The organism is Bacteriovorax sp. HI3, assembly GCF_059738875.1.
Genome location: NZ_AP026946.1, coordinates 2797388 through 2813001, shown reverse-complemented (window position 1 = coordinate 2813001; position 15614 = coordinate 2797388). Strand labels below are relative to the sequence as shown.

The following is a 15614-nucleotide window of genomic DNA, read 5'->3' as shown; positions in this document are numbered from 1 at the left end:
TGATGAATAAAAGAGAAGCACTAAAACAAAGCGGGCAGATGAAATCCAAAACCTTTTGGGTAAGCGGATTTTATCTGCTCGTTCTTTTTTTATGTCTTTGGAGCTTAGCTCGTCAGGATGACCTTTCTTTTGGGCGAAGACCTTGGCAAAACCTGGTCAAGACCGCTCAGGATTTTACCCGTCCAAGTTTTATCAAAGTTTGGACTGGAGATGAAAACTTTGAATACAAAAATGACGATGGAGTTGTTCTTCGCACTGAAAATCAAAAGGAACTTGAAAAAAGTTTTTTAAAGTCATTAGGACGAGCTGTCTGGATGACTTTTAAGATTGCGACTTTGGGATCGGCCTTAGCTTGTGTGCTCGGCTTTTTGCTTTCATGGCCAGCGGCCAGAAAGTTAAAATTTCCAAAACCTCTTTTTTACCTCGCCAATGGTATCCTTAATTTTTTTCGCTCAATCCACTCTCTGGTTTTTGGTCTGATGTTAGTAGGGATTGTTGGCCTGGGACCAATGGCCGGTATCCTGGCGATTGCTCTTCATTCAACCGGGACATACGGAAAACTTTTTGCTGAGTCGATTGATTCACTTGATCTTCTTGAAGCAGAAGCTTTAAGACTTAGTGGGGCGGGAGCGATTCAAACTTTCTTCCATGCGATCTGGCCCGAACTTTTGCCTCAATTTCTTTCAACCCATCTTTATGTTTGGGAATACAATATAAGAGACTCCGCAGTTCTTGGGCTGGTAGGAGCAGGGGGAATGGGGTTGCTCTTAAGTGATGCTGTCTCACTTTTTCAGTGGCAGCGATTAGCGACGTTGTTATTGTGCCTTTTTATTTTAGTCAGTGGATTTAGTTTTATTAGCAATAAAATCCGACAGGATATTCTTGCATGAAAAATCTCATCGTCAATTTCAGTGGTGTTTCCTATAAAATCCCTTCTGGAGAAGAGATTCTTAAAGATGTGACTTTTGGGGTAGAAGAGCACTCTTCCTTAACAATCATTGGTCACAACGGAGCAGGAAAATCCAGTCTGTTAAAACTCATCGTAGCTGATCGCTTTAGCTCTCAAGGCGAGACTTCTGTTTTTGGGCACAAACTCAGCTCGGGAATGGACAAAAAAGAGATTCAAGTGCTTCGTTCACGCATTGGTTTTATTCACCAGGGACTTCACCTGGTCGGGAGAAAAAATGCGCTGGAAAATGTTTTAATGGGTCGTTTGACTCACAACCATTCAATGAAGACATGGATAGGTATATTTAATTCAGAAGATTACGATAAGGCCTATGAAGCGATTAAAGAAGTCGGTATGGCCAATAAGGCCTTAGTCCGTGCAGATAAACTCTCAGGCGGAGAGAGACAAAAAATTGCCATCGCCAGGGCCCTGGCCCAGTCTCCTAAACTCTTACTTGCTGATGAGCCGACGGCGGCCCTTGACCCAAGAGCTGCGGGGAATGTGGCAGAACTTTTAAGTGAATTAGTGACGAATAAAAAATTGAGCTTGGTCACAGTTGTCCATTCATTGGAACTCATAGAGAAACTTTCAGAAAGAGTTGTGATCATGAAACAGGGACACATTTCTTTCGACGGGCCCCGAAATGATTTATCGGCCGAAGCTGTGGCCGGTTTTTATAACTTCTAGGATAAACGATGAACACACCAGAGATGATTATCGACAAGAGTGCGCGCCTTTTTTTATGTGGTGGCCCTTATAGCAATTTTTCTTCTTTAGAAGCTTTTTTAAAAGAAAGCGCTAAGGGCGATTACCGTTTTTGCCTAGGAGATATTGGGGGTTTTGGACCTCATCCAGACCGCTCGATTGAACTTTTAAGAAATAACCAGGTCTATTGTATCCAAGGAAACTACGATCAGACTGTTGGCGAAGGCGAAGCCGATTGTGGTTGTGGTTATATCGACCCTATTGATAGAAAATTTGCTCAGGTTAGTTTTGATTACACTCTAAAAAATACCAGCGATGCCAATCGTGCATGGCTAAGAAGTCTTCCAAAACATCTTAAACTTAAATGGGGTGATAAAAAGATCCTGCTTTGTCATGGATCACCTGATGAAGTGAATGAGTTTGTTTTTGAGAGTGAAACATCCGAAGAAAAAATTGATCAGTGGTTAAAAAAATACGATGTTGATGCTATTTGTGTCACACACTCCGGGCTTCCATGGGTGAAAAAAACCAAACTTGGCCACTGGGTGAATGTAGGTGTTCTCGGAAGGCCTGCCCATGAAGGACTTCAACGCGTTTTTTACGCCAGTGCTTCTTTAGTTAATGGTGAACTCTTTTTTGAACTTCATCCTATGGAGTATGACCACACTGAGGTGGTGGCGGCGATGAGGTCAGAAGGATTACCTGAAGAGTTTGTCCAGTCACTTCTAATCGGAGAGTGGACGACTTGCGCGGCGATTCTTCCAATTTCAGAACGAGCGGTAAAGAAAAAGTTTTAAGCTTTGATTTGGCGTTTAGCGTATTGGGCAAGACCATTCACGACAGATTGATAGATATTGTATTCAATAAGTTTTTCTTCACCGAAAGCTTCTGCCAGTTTTTGTCTGATGAGTTTTAATTGAGACGTCCCGCCTGTTAAGCAGACTTGGTCGACGTCTTTTGGCGAAATACCAGATTGAGTGAAAACTTCCATCATCGTTGATGTAATGTTCTCGACCGTTGAAGAAATGCTTTCTTCATACTTTTCTTTAGTGATTTTTTCAGAGATATCAATGCCAGGATAAGTGTATCTAAAAAGGACATCGGACTGGCTTCCAAGCTTCACTTTTGTTTTTTCAATTTCATCAAAAACCGGAAAACCTAATTGGCATTCAACCAGAGTAAAAAGCTGGTTCATGTGTTGCGTCCCATCCGAAGAAAGGGCGAATTTTTGAATGTGCTGTAGGAATTCCCATGTGTCTCGCTCGCGCAGGTGAGTGATGTGGGCAGGTGAGCAGATTTTCGTTAGAAGTTGTCTAGGGAAAGTCAGGACATTGTTTCCACCGGGAATCTTGTATTCAAAACGAGACCCAAAATGAGGAGCAATAAAATCTCTCATCATCATCCCATCGAGAGCATCTCCCGCTTTGAAGATACCACTTAGCCCCAGGATGTCGTCTTTAGAGTAATTGCCGGTATGCACTTTCATCAAAGTAAAATCAGATGTCCCTCCACCGAAATCGGCAATCAGGATAATTTTTTCATCACCGTTCGCAGAGCTATAATCAAGACCGGCCGCAATCGGCTCCGGACAAAAGAGAACTTCTTTAAAGCCTGCAATCTCTGCGGCCCTTTGCATTCTATCTTGTGCCAGTTGGTCTTCAGTTGGGTTGAGTGAGTAAAGAGCAGGACGCCCTAAAACAATGCGCTCAACATTTTCTCCACACACTTTATTGGCGCGTCTTCTCATTTCTCCTAAAAAGACAGCGACGATTTCAGATATGTTCATAGTCTTATTAAAAACAGTCGTGCCGTTATAATTGCTCTCAGGAAGAAATTTTTTTACTGACCTGAAGAAGCGACCTTCGCCATCGTTGTTGATGTATTCTTTAATGGCCTCTTTTCCAAAAAACCATTTGTTGTGCTCTGGTGTATAAAGCAGAGAGCGCAAAACGAGTGCTGAATCCTGCTCCAGAGGGATAGGAGTGATTTTCCCGTCTGATGAGACGTGCGATAAGAGCGAGTTGGATGTTCCGAAATCGACAGCGTAATAAGACATTCTGGCAGTATAGCGCAAAAATAACTAATGTGCAAAAGCTCTTGATTTTTAAGGAATATTTTTTAGGGGCTATTGCTGGACGAGCGTCTTTTGGAGGAGTAAAATTCATCAGGAATTTAACTCCACTTTAGGACCTATTATGCATCATAAATCAGTTGCTATCCCATATACCGGAACCAATCTTCTGGAAATTTCTTTACTAAACAAAGGAAGTGCTTTTTCTGAAAGAGAAAGAGCTGAGCTTCATCTTCATGGTCTGGTTCCACCTACAGTTGAAACAATAGAGGAGCAAGCAGAGCGCGTGAGTGCTCAGTATTCATCATTAAAAGATGACCTGGAAAAACATATTTTTCTTCGTCACCTTCAAGATGTGAATGAAACATTATTTTATCATTTTGTTGTAAACAATGTTCGTGAAATGCTTCCTTTAATCTATACGCCGACAGTCGGAAAAGCTTGTCAGCATTTTTCGAACATCTACCGTGCTTCCAGAGGTCTTTTTATCTCTTATCCAAACCGCGAGCGCATTGATGAAATCCTAAGCAATGTTACAAAAAGAAATGTTAAAGTCATCGTGGTGACAGATGGTGGACGCGTTTTAGGTTTAGGAGATCAAGGGCTTGGTGGAATGGGGATTTCTATCGGGAAACTTTCTCTTTATACGGCCTGTGCCGGTGTGAGTCCTGCTTACACACTTCCAGTTGCTCTTGATGTTGGAACAGACAACCAACAACTCATCAACGACCCTCAATACATGGGCTGGAGACACTCTCGTGTGACAGGGAAGGATTATGAAGATTTTATCGATGCCTTCGTTCAAGCAGTTAAAAGACGCTGGCCGGATGTTTTATTACAGTTTGAAGATTTTGCTCAAACCAATGCTATGCCGATCCTGCAAAAATACCGCGATCAACTTTGTTGCTTCAATGATGACATTCAAGGAACAGCAGCAGTGACGCTGGGAAGTCTAATGGCCGCAGGTCGCACGGTTGGAAAACGCTTAAGTGATCAGCGCATTGCTTTTTTAGGGGCCGGAGCTGCCGGGTGTGGAATTGCAGAGAAGATTATCTCTCGAATGAAGTACGAAGGATTAAGCGATAGTGAAGCGAGATCAAGAGTGTTCATGATTGACCGCTTTGGATTACTGACAGATCAAATGCCAAACCTGCTTGATTTCCAGGTGAACTTAGCACAAAAGAGTGCGAATCTTTCTTGGGCAAAAGATCACAAAGATATTTCTCTTTTTGAAACAGTTCAAAATGCAAGGCCAACAGTGCTTATTGGTGTTTCTGGACAGCCAGGACTTTTTACTGAAGAGATTATTAAAGAAATGTACGCCCACTGTAAAAATCCAATTGTGATGCCGCTTTCTAACCCGACATCAAGAGCAGAAGCTCTTCCAGTGGATATTATTCGCTGGACAGAAGGAAATGCACTGGTGGCAACAGGAAGTCCATTTGCTCCGGTAGAATACAATGGAAAAGTTTTTCCAATCGCTCAATGTAACAACTCTTACATCTTCCCAGGAATCGGCCTGGCCGTTATTGCTTCGGGAGCTAAGAGAGTGACAAACAATATGCTTATGGCCTCAAGTGAAGCGCTTGCTGATGTTTCACCAATGGCACTAGGTCTTGGTGATGATCTTCTTCCGGCCATTGAAGACATTGAAAAAGTATCGCGTGCGATTGCTTTTAAAGTCGGAAAAGTGGCACAGAAAGATGGTGTCGCAAGAGTGACATCAGATGCAGAACTTCTAGCTGCTATCGATGAAAGTTACTGGTATCCAGTGTATAGAGATTTCACTCTAAAAAAGTGATCTTAAAATCTCGTTAATCACCTCAGGTTTTTCCAGAGGAACAAAGTGGCCACATTCAGGGACAATATGAATGTTGGCTGCTTGATGGTGATCCTTAATTCTTAGAATACTTTCTTTTGAAACAATTTTATCATCTTCACCACCAATAGCAGTAAAAGGCATTTTTAAGCTGCCGATTTCGTCTGATAGATCCCGTCTTTCTAAAGTTGCATCAAGTTGATTGAGATAAACCTGGGCCGCATCTTCTCCAGACATTGAGTGAATAAGATTTCTGAGCTCCTGATTCTCGTAAGCTTTTGGATGAAGAAACTCTTTTAATCTTCTGTCTGTTATTCCTTTAAAGAGTCCTTTTTTAATAAACTCTTTCGCTTTAATAGAAACTTCTTTTTCTTCTTTAGGATATCCTTCAGATGAAGAGGCGATCGAGATCACGTGTTGAACGCGTTGTGGATAGGCGAGAGCAAACTCCTGAGCAATATGTCCTCCCATGGAAAAACCCACCAGGATAAAACGTTCTCTTTTGACCGCATTGACAGCGTCTAGCATGGCTTCCTGAGTGTTTTGCGTACGTAGGTTTACAACAGTGTTGTCGGTAAAATCCTGTGTCTGAAATTTCCAGACGCGTTCATCGCAAAGAGTTCCGGGAAGAAAAACAAAATGTGGCATAAGAACTTCAGGTTTGAGTTTGCTATTTTCCACAATATGTTAGTATTGATGAGAACATCTATCAAAGGTATTTTTATGGCACATTGGAAGTTCTTACAAGAAGGCGACATAATTGATGCAGTTTCTCCGGGCTATGCTTCAACTCCAGAAGACATCGAAGGCTCAAGAGAATTTCTTTTGCGATGGGGACTAACACCGAGAATACCGAAGAATCTTATTAAGCCTCACTTTTTGCATTCCAATGAAGATGAAGCGCGCTTTGCTTTTTTAAAAGCGGCCATTGAAGCAGAAGATTCAAACACGATTTGGTGCTTGCGCGGAGGATATGGGAGCAACCGCTTACTTCCGATGCTCGCTAAACTAAAAAAACCAAAACAACCTAAATTAGTTATTGGCCTAAGTGATGTGACATCGCTTTTTGCTTTTTTTCAACAGGAATGGAAGTGGCCAGTGATGCATGCTCCGATTTTGGATCGCATGGGCAGGAATGTCACTCTTCCTCGCCATGAAAAAGAATTTCGCGATCTGCTTTTCGGAGCAAAAAAAGAAATCACATTTAAAAAGTTAAAACCTTTAAACGAGGCTGCTAAAGAAACAAAACAAATCAAATCTAAAATTGTCGGTGGGAACCTGACTGTTCTTCAAAGCACGATGGGGACTCCTTGGCAGATTAAAGCAGACCGCTCATTACTTTTCATTGAAGATATTGGAGAGCGTGGATACCGCATTGACCGCATGCTGGAGCAGTTCAGACAAGGTGGCATTTTTAAAAAATGCGACGGGATTATTCTGGGAGAGTTTCTTGAAGGGGCTGAGCCAAAAACAGGCGTGAACAATTTTAAACAAGTCTTTACCCGCTGGGCACAGGATTTAGAAATTCCTCTTTATTCAGGATTAGAAGCAGGACACGGAGCGATTCAAAGACCAATCCCGTTAGGGACGTCTTGTGAATTGTCTAAATCCGGCAATAGCTTTGAGCTTGTTATTCAAAGCGGTGGGAAAAAGTAAACTATCTGCCTTGAATGTAGATTTCACTCGTATTGCGAAGAAGTTCGGTATCACTGTACCATACTTTTTCTTCCTCATTTGCATACATGGTTTGTGAGTTTCTGATTTTAAATTCACAATGCTTAGTCTCTTCATTCCATCTTCTGCCTGTCACCAGGATAAGATGGTTCGTCTTAAGACCTTTTCCCCAAATGTTCTCTTTATAAAGGAAGTTGTCATTGACTGAAATCATCGCTGGGGATTGATTTAAATTTTCATTAAGTTTTGCCAGGGCCGTATTGAGACTATAAGTAAAAGTGTAACCTTGCATAACCCAATTCTGGTGCTGGTTGGGAAGCTCGATACGTCTATCTTTACAGGTACTCTCTGCCAGAGTGATATAAAGATCGTTCTTAGGATTAAGGGCGGCCAATGCCTCATCAAGTTTAGCAAAAGGGAAGAGCTGTTTATGGCCAAAAGTTTCAAGCTTTTTTGTTAACTCGTTTTTACTTAAACGGCCGGCCTGATACTCGCTTCCTAATTCTTTGATCCAATCAATAACATATCCCATTGCGACAGGTTGACCTTTTTCATCACGGGCCTCCGAGCGCAAACTCTCTTCAGAGCAAAGACTAATCGTTGATTGCTTTCTAAAAATTTGATCGGCATCTCCACCCTGATAAACGTACTCAACGGGGATAATATCTTCTTCCGTTAGCAGGCGTCGTTTATAAAGGGCCGCTGTTCTATTATAGCTGTCTCTTTCTTCCTGAATCCTTTTTGCACGATACTTCAAAACTAAATCGGCAGCTGAAACACTCTGGCCACTAGTAGCTTCGAGGAAATCAGCATATCCGAAGGCGTAACACCAGCTGGTGTCTGTCTGTCCTTTGCGGGGAGAGAAGGCGCTTGACCAGTCAGTCTCTTCCTTACACGATTGGCGGCTTATTTCGATTTGTTTTTCTCTTTGTTCTTTATATTGAGAGATAAATTTTTCGATATAGGCCTTGTCTGCTTTGGCCCAGGCTTCGTTTTTATTTTTCTTATAACGACGGGCCTGGATTTCTTCTAGTTTGTTTTTCATTTGCTGGTACTCATTTTCATCGAGTAGGCCAACACCTTTAGAATAAACAAAGGATTTATAAAATGACCATTCTGATTCGTAGATGGCCCTGTTTTTCATCGCCGGGATATTTTTTTCCAGGTCGAGTTTGAATTCTTTTTGTAGATTGTTGTCTTTGATAAATTTTTCGGCCTTTTCAATTTCATCGAGATTGTTATAGGAAAAAGAATTCTCCATCGCAGAAGTCACCATTGCCTTTGCTCTGGCCGCCGGTGAGGGAGGAGTTTGAGGTTTTAGCGCAACCACGGACATATTGACCGTCGCCACAGCATTGGTCGCATAGTCTCTTTCTCTTGCTTGTGTGCTCAAAACTGAGACAAGCAGGGTAAGCAGAAGCAGCTTTTTCATAAAAACCTCGAAACGAATGAGAGTCTAGAACGTATAAAGCAATTGAGTGGCCAAAAAGACAAATGTATTTACAGTGCTTTGGCCTTAAGAATCTGTCTAAAATTCAAACAGATGTAAAACTTTTAATATTTCCAAGATATTGAAAATAAAGGTAAATTGTAATGAGTTTTAAAGAGCTGAAGGAATAATCTATGAACGACTCTAGTCGAAATAAACTAATGGCCATTTTTCTGATCGTCTTAATTGATGTTCTTGGGATGACTATTATGCTGCCGCTTCTTCCATTTTATTCGGAAAGATTTGGAGCAAGCCCTTTTGTTGTTGGGCTTCTTGTTTCATCCTATGCCATCTGCCAATTTATTTCAGGGCCGATCCTGGGGTATTTGAGTGACAAGTATGGAAGAAGGCCTGTTCTTATTTTTAGCCAGATTGGGACATTTATTGGCTTTTTGATTCTCGCATTCTCTCAATCTTTAACCTGGATTTTTATCTCGCGAGTCATTGATGGTTTGACTGCCGGGAATATTTCAACAGCTCAAGCTTATATTGCCGATCACACCTCTCCAGCTGAAAGAACAAAGGCGATGGGGAAAATCAGTATTGCTTTTAGTTTTGGTTTTTTCATCGGGCCTGCGATTTCTGCTTTTTTAATGAATATCAGTATGCGCGCTCCGATTCTTTTAGCGGCGGCATTGTCTCTGACAAGTATTATCGCCAGCTATAAATTTTTAAAAGAAAACCCAAGAGAAGTGATCCCGGAAGAAAGAAAGATTATTAAGAAAAATAGAAACCCTTTTTCATTTATTATGGATAACTTCAGTTACCTGAAAAATAAAAATCTTCAGAGTTTATTTCTACAGATTTTTTTATTTTACCTGGCCTTCTCTGCTTATATGTCGGGTTTTGCTCTCTTTGCGGAAAGACAGCTACATTGGAAGGGAAGCATCCTGAACCCAGATCAGATTGGTTATGCCTTTACCTACTTTGGACTCATTGGAATTATCACTCAGCTTTTAGTGCTGGATTTTGCAACTAAAATTTGGAAAGACTTAAAAGTTATCGCTATTTGTTTTTTTCTTTGCGTGCTTGGGTATTTACTTCTGTCACGAATTCACGATGCCATTTTCCTGATATTCACCGGGCTCTTGATTTCAATGGGGAGTGGGTTAATCAGACCGCTTTTAATCAGTGAGATTTCTAAGAATGCAAATCCTTCTGAAAGAGGGAGAGTGATTGGAGTTAACCAATCATTACAATCAGTGGCCCAGGTCGTGGCCCCGATGTTTAGTACGTATTTAATCCAAAGGTCACTTCTTAGTATGTGGCCGATTGCTTCGGCGGTTTTGAGTTTTCTAGGATTGGGATTTACTCTTTTTCAGATGAAGGTTAGAGCTGGGAAGCAAGTCTAAAAAATAGAAGCCATTAAATGGCTGATTAATTTTAGCGTATAAGAAAGTATTCTTGAACATTTATTGAGCCTTAAAACTTCTATTTACGGTTTAACATATTTTTAAGAGACCGATATGAATTTGGTGAGAGAATCATTTAATTTACATTCTAAAATAGTCTAGATGGATTTGTTATCATACAAAAAGAAAATATTACCAAGGGCCGCACTCTGTGCACTTTTTAATGCTGGTTTTTTAATTTTATATCCTTATGTTGAATCATTGGGATATGGAAGGATACACGTCGCTCTTCTTTGCTTATATGTTATTGGTAATTTTATTTTCCTGTTTTTAAATATTGGTCTTGTTATTGATCGTTTTAATTCTCTACTGAATCAAAAAAATAAATTTAAAGGATTTTTATGGTATCTGGCCATTTACTATTTACCTTTGTTTGGAGTTTATGTTCTCTATAAGAATTTTCAAGATATTCACCCTGGGACTCTAAGTCTAAAAAGAATAATAAAATATAGGCTGTTGCCAATTTTTCTTCTCACGATAGTTTTAACTGGCTTGTTGCCAAAATTACGGGAGCGGGAACCATTGATTGCCAATATTGGGTATTTAATTTCAGCTCCTTTAGTAAATTATAGTTTTGATTCAGGGGAACGATTGCAAAAGACATTGTCGCTTAAAGAGAATATAAAAAATATTTGTCCTGATGAGAATAAACGTCCGAATTGTGTTTTTGAGAGAATAAAAAAGAAGAATGCATCCGCTCCAATAGGAATAAGTGAAGCTGTATTGTATGTAGCCATTGATGCTATGGAGCTTTTTAAGTATAAAACTCGAGAACCAAGAAGTGTTGAAAAGAATGCCTTGGTTGCTAAAACTTTAATTCAGCATAATCTTGAAATTTTAAATATGACGTGCAATCGCACTCGTCCCATAGATTATAATCCGTCGTTAATACATTTTTTTCTCGGAAATGCAGAGCAAGCTCTTTTAGAGATAGTTGATGAAATGATTCGTATCAAACTTTACAGTGTTGCTATTTCCAGCCTTAGTGAAGTTGCATTGAACGTAAGTAAAAAATTTAATGTTCAACAAGAACTTAGCATGATTAGTAAATTTAAAAACTCGTCTTGTTTTAAATCGACCGTGCTTAATTGATTACTAAAAAATAGTCTAGAGCTCTAAAATGGCACCCATCATAGAGTCGCGTTCACTGATTCCCTTAATGATGGGAAGACGTACTTCATCCGGCAATTCTCCAATGGCGCTAATTGCTTTTACCAGACCTGGAGCATCTGAAAGGGCCACGTAGTACGGCGTGCTACTCATGGAAAGCACAGACGTTAAAATAAAGCGGCGAGTTTGGTCTTTGCTTCTTAAAATTGAATCACCAACGGTTAGATAATCATTAGGAATAGTTGTCCTCGGATCTTTGATTAGTTTCCCACGAGAATCGACAAGAGGCATATGCCAGTAATAAAAACTTCCACCCCAGCCTGCAAGGTCCTGGATGTTGCCAACTCTCATGGCCGCAGTGATGTCTCTGGCAAGAATGTTTTGGAGAGGAAGGACTGCTTTATTTAACAGAATATCTCGTAAAACATTAACTGCAATATTATCAGAAACTTTTTGTAGATCGGGGACCTCTCGATCGGCAATTTGCAGTCCCATCGTCGTATAGGTTCTGATCATATAAGATGATGAACCTGCTCCAGCATTGATGTCTGAAGCTTTTTGAAACCAAAAAAGTGTTCCGTCATCAACTTTTATTTTCATGCTTTTTAATTGCGAATAAATATATTTATAAGCTCGGGGATAATTTTTAGGAATGAATCTTCCGTGGCCGTCGACCACGATACTTCTCAAGATAAGAATCTGCTGTCTGTTTAATGATATTTTTGTTCTGCGCTCAATTTTTCCTAAGCTATTGCTTAATTCACGAGCTTGTAGAGACGTCGCAATTGAAAGAGTGATGGAGAGAAGTAATATTTTCATTGGCATTCATGTAGCATCCGCAAAAGCACTTTGGCCAAAGAGGTTATATTTTTTTCACAGAATCTGTTAATTTTCGAAGAAGATTTATTGGATTTTTATATAGAAAATGTTTGTATTATTCAGCCGGGTCCTCTTTGATGAGATACCCGGCCGATATTGTAAACGGATTATCTTAGTGAGAGTGTCCAGACCCATTGATTTGAACAGAGAAAGACTTTTGTTCGCTTGCTCCTTCTGGGGACGTTAGTTTTACTCTGACATCCCATTTTCCTCCCATTGTGAAATAAAGACTTCTTACGAGAAAAGTCCCAGTCACTGGATTTCCATTGGCATCAACAACTCTTTCAACTTGAGAAGGTGATGAACCATGATTCATCTCAGTCATCCAAAGTTCGACGTCAAGATCATCAGAAATGTCTATAAGGGAGTGTGTTTTTCCATCGCGCGTTTCCATCTTTAAAAAGGCTTCTTCTCCAGCAACTGGATTTTTGATGAAATTTGCGTGAATGTGAATACTGCCTTTTTTAAATGTTAAGTGAGCCGATGGAGTTGGATGATCGTGATCTCCATGAGCAAATGTTGCTACTGAAAAAAGGCTTAAAGTGATTAAGAGAATAGTTCGAATGATTTTTTTCATATGAGCTCCTGTGTTAGTCCAGCATGAGGGCCTTTCTATTTAATGTTGTAGACATTTTGATTTTATATGGCCCTTCCCCCGGATTAGGAAGTCGGGAAAAGCACGTATAGTAATTAGCTTCATCAATGGCTGCCTTGCCCGTAGGGTTACCTTCAGTTGGAAATCTCCATACACGTTTAGTTGGGGCGGGTAGTTTGTTGCTTTCCAACGCTTTTAAAGAGTATTTCCAAATAGGTTGTCCATAGAAGCTGACTAGAAGACTTTTTTCATCAGATGAAACGCTGTCAACACCCGGGTCCATTCCGCCAAGCTCTCTTATTACATTTTGAGTTTCCATATCGATAACTACAATTCCTGAAAAAGGTCTTTTGTCATGGGGACCAACAAGTGTGTAGCTGTCGAGGACTACGTAGGCGTACTTTCCTGAAACGGTTACACCCATTGCGTTTGATTGTAGTGGATATTGAGATTGAATGAGTCCGTAACCTCTTGTGATTTTTTTTGTCTTTAAATCAAAAAAAGTAACCCCGGAAATTCCATTAGTGATGATAAGTGTATCTTTGTAGCGAGCAAAAGAAGTTGAATGTTGATCTTTTAGTGCCGGTGTTCCTTGAATGTTAGTTTTGTAAAGACCAACTCGCTGATAGCTTCCTAAGTCCCATTCCTCTAGCCCGGAGTAAGTAAGAATATATGTTGATTGATTATATGTCAGAAGATCCACGGCTGAATCTAATGTCTCTACTTGATATTCAGTTAGCGACTGTAGTGAAACAAAGCGAACAAGAGAAGGTTTTGGCAACCTGATTGCTTCGCTTCCGGTCCAATAATTTCCAAATCCGGTATAAATAGAATTGTTGTCATAGCGGATGAAATTTCCGCAGGAAGAGAGCTGCTCCATTGCTTCCTTCATACGTAGAGAGGAGTCAGAGGCAAAAAGATTTCCTGAAAGTGTAAGAGATAGGAAGACGGCCTTTAAAGTAGCTTTCACGATGTTCTCCTGGCTAAAAAATTGAATTGTAAAAGATTCTTTAAATCTTGACGATGGATTCATGGTGCAACAAAAGATTGCATCCCATAAAAGAAGATCAAGAAAGCGCAATTATTTGTGGCATTGAATCGGATTCTTCTTCGCGCTATCAATTTTAAAATGAAAAGAATAAATATTTTTTCTTATTTTAGAATTCCAATTGATGAATTAGACCCTGAGCGTGGTAAATTTCAATGGCTAGTCAGGCTGAGATGGATCTACTTGCTTATTCAGTTCTGCATTGTGTTGCCATGGGTGTTTTTTTATCCAAGTTATGTTGATAAAAAAGTTATTTTTTTGGGTGTATGCTTTTTATTGCTGGTAGGAAACATCATTTGTTATACGACTTTGAAATTTAATAGAGATATATTTAATGATAAAATTGTTTTCATTTCTTTAGTTTTTGATCTTTTTGTTTTTTCTATTTTAAGTTCTTTAGTTACGCAAAAACTTGTCTTTTCTTTAGGAAACGTCTTTTTTATTCATGTTGCTTTAGGAGGAATACTCTTATCGCGAAACAAAGCCTTAATCTTTTATTTTCTCACTGCTATCTCTTATGTTCTTTTTTATTCTCTATCTCCAGCATTTGAAGGAGATAAAAGTATTATGTTGCATCTTTTTGATCAAGGCATTTTGCTAAGTATTTTTTTAATGTCTAATTCTCTGAGTATTCAGGTTATGCAGCAAAGAGATCGAATTTATCGAGTGAAAATGAGTGCGGAAAAAATAGACAGATTAAGGGCCATTGGCGCCTTGTCTGCAGGGTTTTCCCATGAGTTTGCGACCCCGCTAAATACGATTAAGTTAAAATTAGATCGCCTTTTAAGAAATAGCACCCATAACAATCAAGACCTGGATATAGCTATAAAGGCAGCGAGTGATTGTGAAAGGATTATTAGAAAGATCAATCAGGCTCAGCTTGACAAGAGGGACTATCTTTTTCAAAACGTAAATTTGGCCCAAAAAGTAGAAGTGATAGTCGACAGTTGGGCCAACGACAATACCATGATCCATTTGAAGAAAAAAATTTCTACAAATGATCGAATTATTATGGTTCCAATTATCAATTTTGCTCAGTGTTTGCTTTACGCTTTGGATAATTGTGCACAGGCCGAAGGTGTTAAGAAAGTTGAATTATCCGTAGAGGAGAAGGATTTATATTCGATTATCAGGATAAAAGATGATGGGCCGGGCTTTAGTCAATATGTCCTTGATAGAGTAGGTGAGCCCTTTTTAACAACTAAAAAAAATGGAACAGGACTCGGACTCTATAGCATTCAACACTTTTGTCATTCGATAAATGGAAAGATGAATTTATATAATGATGGTGGTGGTGTTGTGGAGATTGTGATCCCTTTTAATCAGGAGATAGCTTAATGAAGGATATTTTAATTCTTGAAGATGATGCGTCCTTTCGATCTTCGCTAGCTCAAGAGTTTCTAGATAAAGGTTTTAGAGTTCATGAAATTGATGTCATCAAAAATATTCCTGCTATAAAATATGATTACGCAGTTGTTGATCTTCAATTAAAAAATGAGCGAGGGATAGAGGCCATTTCTTTGTTGCTGGAGCTTAATCCCGAATGTCGAATTGTACTACTTACCGGTTATGGTAGTATTGCTTCTTCTGTTGAGGCCATCAGGCTGGGCGCAATTAATTACCTTACTAAACCTGTTGATATAGCAGAACTTGAACGAGTGTTATTTGAAGGGATAGAACAAGGGGAGCGGTCTGATAAGTCGATGAATCGTCAGTCGCTATCTGAACACGAATATGAATATATCCAGTATGTGCTGAATCAAAATGGGGGAAACATTACAAAAACTGCTAAAGAGTTGGGCATGTACAGGCAAAGCTTGCAAAGGAAACTAAAAAAATCCCCTTAAAAGATTTTTCATGCTT

At 39.7% G+C, this 15614-nt stretch carries 15 protein-coding genes; 9 read left to right on the top strand and 6 right to left on the bottom strand.

Going from position 1 to position 15614, the window contains the following annotated elements:
• Nucleotides 1–2: 2 nt before the first annotated feature.
• Genes phnE through AC6JA8_RS13920 form a run of 3 tightly spaced genes read left to right on the top strand, consistent with a single transcriptional unit; the run spans nucleotide 3 to nucleotide 2451 of the window.
• Nucleotides 3–890: a phosphonate ABC transporter, permease protein PhnE gene (gene phnE, locus AC6JA8_RS13930; protein WP_497974339.1), complete on the top strand. Its 888-nt coding sequence runs from the start codon at nucleotides 3–5 to the stop codon at nucleotides 888–890.
• Complete coding sequence (locus AC6JA8_RS13925; protein WP_497974338.1) at nucleotides 887–1636, top strand: phosphonate ABC transporter ATP-binding protein; 750 nt, start codon at nucleotides 887–889, stop codon at nucleotides 1634–1636. The genes phnE and AC6JA8_RS13925 overlap by 4 nt, the downstream gene beginning before the upstream one ends.
• An 8-nt stretch (nucleotides 1637–1644) precedes the next feature.
• On the top strand, nucleotides 1645–2451 hold the full coding sequence (locus tag AC6JA8_RS13920) for a metallophosphoesterase family protein (RefSeq protein WP_497974337.1): 807 nt from the start codon (nucleotides 1645–1647) through the stop codon (nucleotides 2449–2451).
• Here the strand turns inward: AC6JA8_RS13920 and AC6JA8_RS13915 are convergent.
• Complete coding sequence (locus tag AC6JA8_RS13915; protein ID WP_497974336.1) at nucleotides 2448–3710, bottom strand: Hsp70 family protein; 1263 nt, start codon at nucleotides 3708–3710, stop codon at nucleotides 2448–2450. The genes AC6JA8_RS13920 and AC6JA8_RS13915 overlap by 4 nt on opposite strands.
• Nucleotides 3711–3849: 139 nt before the next feature.
• On the opposite strand from AC6JA8_RS13915, the gene AC6JA8_RS13910 reads away from it, so the two are divergent.
• On the top strand, nucleotides 3850–5526 hold the full coding sequence (locus AC6JA8_RS13910) for an NAD-dependent malic enzyme (protein WP_497974335.1): 1677 nt from the start codon (nucleotides 3850–3852) through the stop codon (nucleotides 5524–5526).
• Here AC6JA8_RS13910 and AC6JA8_RS13905 read toward each other — a convergent pair.
• A complete protein-coding gene (locus tag AC6JA8_RS13905) occupies nucleotides 5515–6225 on the bottom strand; it encodes an alpha/beta fold hydrolase (protein ID WP_497974334.1) in 711 nt (236 codons plus the stop codon). The genes AC6JA8_RS13910 and AC6JA8_RS13905 overlap by 12 nt on opposite strands.
• 42 nt (nucleotides 6226–6267) lie before the next feature.
• Between AC6JA8_RS13905 and AC6JA8_RS13900 the strand changes: the two genes are divergently transcribed.
• Nucleotides 6268–7200: a S66 peptidase family protein gene (locus tag AC6JA8_RS13900; RefSeq protein ID WP_497974333.1), complete on the top strand. Its 933-nt coding sequence runs from the start codon at nucleotides 6268–6270 to the stop codon at nucleotides 7198–7200.
• A 1-nt stretch (nucleotide 7201) separates the two neighbouring features.
• On the opposite strand, the gene AC6JA8_RS13895 is transcribed toward AC6JA8_RS13900, so the two are convergent.
• The gene (locus AC6JA8_RS13895) at nucleotides 7202–8650 is read right to left on the bottom strand and encodes a hypothetical protein (RefSeq protein ID WP_497974332.1); all 1449 of its coding nucleotides are present in this window, start codon (nucleotides 8648–8650) and stop codon (nucleotides 7202–7204) included.
• 191 nt (nucleotides 8651–8841) lie between these two features.
• Here AC6JA8_RS13895 and AC6JA8_RS13890 point away from each other — a divergent pair, with 191 nt between their 5' ends.
• Both AC6JA8_RS13890 and AC6JA8_RS13885 read left to right on the top strand, forming a co-directional pair.
• Nucleotides 8842–10059 (top strand): MFS transporter, encoded by a 1218-nt coding sequence (locus AC6JA8_RS13890; RefSeq protein ID WP_497974331.1) that lies wholly within the window; start codon nucleotides 8842–8844, stop codon nucleotides 10057–10059.
• Nucleotides 10060–10221: 162 nt separating this feature from the next.
• The gene (locus tag AC6JA8_RS13885) at nucleotides 10222–11211 is read left to right on the top strand and encodes a hypothetical protein (RefSeq protein WP_497974330.1); all 990 of its coding nucleotides are present in this window, start codon (nucleotides 10222–10224) and stop codon (nucleotides 11209–11211) included.
• A gap of 15 nt (nucleotides 11212–11226) precedes the next feature.
• On the opposite strand, the gene AC6JA8_RS13880 is transcribed toward AC6JA8_RS13885, so the two are convergent.
• From AC6JA8_RS13880 to AC6JA8_RS13870, 3 genes are all read right to left on the bottom strand, one after another.
• The gene (locus tag AC6JA8_RS13880; protein WP_497974329.1) at nucleotides 11227–12048 is read right to left on the bottom strand and encodes a hypothetical protein; all 822 of its coding nucleotides are present in this window, start codon (nucleotides 12046–12048) and stop codon (nucleotides 11227–11229) included.
• 172 nt (nucleotides 12049–12220) lie between these two features.
• Nucleotides 12221–12685 (bottom strand): hypothetical protein, encoded by a 465-nt coding sequence (locus tag AC6JA8_RS13875; protein WP_497974328.1) that lies wholly within the window; start codon nucleotides 12683–12685, stop codon nucleotides 12221–12223.
• A 13-nt stretch (nucleotides 12686–12698) separates the two neighbouring features.
• Nucleotides 12699–13673 carry a hypothetical protein gene (locus AC6JA8_RS13870; protein WP_497974327.1) on the bottom strand — a complete coding sequence of 325 codons (975 nt, stop codon included), beginning with the start codon at nucleotides 13671–13673 and terminating at the stop codon, nucleotides 12699–12701.
• Between the two features lie 159 nt (nucleotides 13674–13832).
• Between AC6JA8_RS13870 and AC6JA8_RS13865 the strand changes: the two genes are divergently transcribed.
• Nucleotides 13833–15089 carry a sensor histidine kinase gene (locus tag AC6JA8_RS13865; protein ID WP_497974326.1) on the top strand — a complete coding sequence of 419 codons (1257 nt, stop codon included), beginning with the start codon at nucleotides 13833–13835 and terminating at the stop codon, nucleotides 15087–15089.
• On the top strand, nucleotides 15089–15598 hold the full coding sequence (locus AC6JA8_RS13860; RefSeq protein WP_497974325.1) for a response regulator transcription factor: 510 nt from the start codon (nucleotides 15089–15091) through the stop codon (nucleotides 15596–15598). The genes AC6JA8_RS13865 and AC6JA8_RS13860 overlap by 1 nt, the downstream gene beginning before the upstream one ends.
• Nucleotides 15599–15614 lie beyond the last annotated feature (16 nt).

Coding starts and splice junctions, on each gene's coding strand:
- AC6JA8_RS13920 (WP_497974337.1), top strand. CDS start 1,645: ATGAACACACCAGAGATGATTATCGACAAGAGTGCGCGCCTTTTTTTA.
- AC6JA8_RS13915 (WP_497974336.1), bottom strand. CDS start 3,710: ATGTCTTATTACGCTGTCGATTTCGGAACATCCAACTCGCTCTTATCG.
- AC6JA8_RS13885 (WP_497974330.1), top strand. CDS start 10,222: ATGGATTTGTTATCATACAAAAAGAAAATATTACCAAGGGCCGCACTC.
- AC6JA8_RS13895 (WP_497974332.1), bottom strand. CDS start 8,650: ATGAAAAAGCTGCTTCTGCTTACCCTGCTTGTCTCAGTTTTGAGCACA.
- AC6JA8_RS13865 (WP_497974326.1), top strand. CDS start 13,833: ATGAAAAGAATAAATATTTTTTCTTATTTTAGAATTCCAATTGATGAA.
- phnE (WP_497974339.1), top strand. CDS start 3: ATGAATAAAAGAGAAGCACTAAAACAAAGCGGGCAGATGAAATCCAAA.
- AC6JA8_RS13925 (WP_497974338.1), top strand. CDS start 887: ATGAAAAATCTCATCGTCAATTTCAGTGGTGTTTCCTATAAAATCCCT.
- AC6JA8_RS13860 (WP_497974325.1), top strand. CDS start 15,089: ATGAAGGATATTTTAATTCTTGAAGATGATGCGTCCTTTCGATCTTCG.
- AC6JA8_RS13900 (WP_497974333.1), top strand. CDS start 6,268: ATGGCACATTGGAAGTTCTTACAAGAAGGCGACATAATTGATGCAGTT.
- AC6JA8_RS13880 (WP_497974329.1), bottom strand. CDS start 12,048: ATGAAAATATTACTTCTCTCCATCACTCTTTCAATTGCGACGTCTCTA.
- AC6JA8_RS13910 (WP_497974335.1), top strand. CDS start 3,850: ATGCATCATAAATCAGTTGCTATCCCATATACCGGAACCAATCTTCTG.
- AC6JA8_RS13875 (WP_497974328.1), bottom strand. CDS start 12,685: ATGAAAAAAATCATTCGAACTATTCTCTTAATCACTTTAAGCCTTTTT.
- AC6JA8_RS13890 (WP_497974331.1), top strand. CDS start 8,842: ATGAACGACTCTAGTCGAAATAAACTAATGGCCATTTTTCTGATCGTC.